1 protein-coding gene and 1 pseudogene are annotated in these 1111 nt (G+C 58.9%); both read right to left on the minus strand.

Going from position 1 to position 1111, the window contains the following annotated elements:
* Positions 1 to 127 (minus strand): annotated as a pseudogene (locus A3730_RS04280) (D-glycero-beta-D-manno-heptose-1,7-bisphosphate 7-phosphatase); the annotation flags it as partial.
* Positions 128 to 339: 212 nt separating this feature from the next.
* Positions 340 to 1111, minus strand: a 772-nt coding sequence (locus A3730_RS04285; protein WP_156500887.1) for a glycine--tRNA ligase subunit beta, incomplete at its 5' end; no start/stop codon positions are given.

The following is a 1111-nucleotide window of genomic DNA, read 5'->3' on the forward strand; positions in this document are numbered from 1 at the left end:
CTTTACTCAACCGGGCGATGGCCTCGATGCTGCCGGGGATGGGAATCCACTCGTCCACGGTCTTGATGTAGGCATCAGAGTCCTCGTTGATGACCCCGTCGCGATCCAGAATGATGAGTTTGTTCATGGGGCTTGTCTTCTCTCTTTACCGTAGGAGCGGCGCTTGAGCCGCGAATCGGACTTTGAATCACTATAAGACACACAGGCATCACTTTCGGGAGCCTCGGTGGTTTCTGTAGTGATAACAGTCTTGGGGTTGTTCGCGGCTCAAGCGCCGCTCCTACCGCGATATACACAAAGGCCGCTGATCAAGCGGCCTTTGGTTTAGCGTGCTGCGTCTTACTCTTGCAACAGGCTGATATCCGCCACGTTCAGGAACAGGTCACGCAGGAACGCCAGCAGTGCCAGCCGGTTATTGCGGACTGCCTCATCCTCTGCCATCACCATGACGGTATCAAAGAAGGCATCCACCGGCTCGCGCAGGTCTGCCAGCATTTCCAGCACGCTGGCATAGTCGCCGGCCTCCAGCAGTTCGTAGGACTGTTCGAAGGCAGCGACCACCATGTTGGTGAGGGTCTTTTCGGCCTCATCTTCCAGCAGGGCGCCATCGATTTCTTCCGGGGGTGCGCTGTCCAGCTTGGCGAGAATATTGGATACCCGCTTGTTGGCGGCAGCCAGCGCCTGGGCTTCTTCGCGTTGCTGGAAGGCGGCCACGGCTTTTACTCGACGGTCGAAATCCAGTGGTTTTCGGCAGGCCTCGTCAATGGCCAGCACCGACAGGATCACCGGGGTGGCAATGCCCTGTTCCTGGTAGATGGCGCGGTAGCGACCCTTGATAAAGTCGAAGGCGTCTTCCACCTGATTGGAATCGATGCGCTCACCCAGTTGGGCGGCGGCCTGGTCCAGCAGTTCGCGCAGGTCCAGGGCCAGCTCATTTTCTATAATGATGCGCAACACGCCGAGGGTGGCACGGCGCAGCGCGTAGGGGTCTTTGGTTCCGCTGGGCTTCTGGCCGATGCCGAAGATGCCCACCAATGTATCGATCTTGTCAGCCAGGGAGACCGCCATGCCGGTTTTGCTCTGCGGCAGAGTGTCGCCAGCGAAGCGTGGC

The sequence above is a fragment of the Alcanivorax sp. HI0044 genome (genome assembly GCF_001634945.1).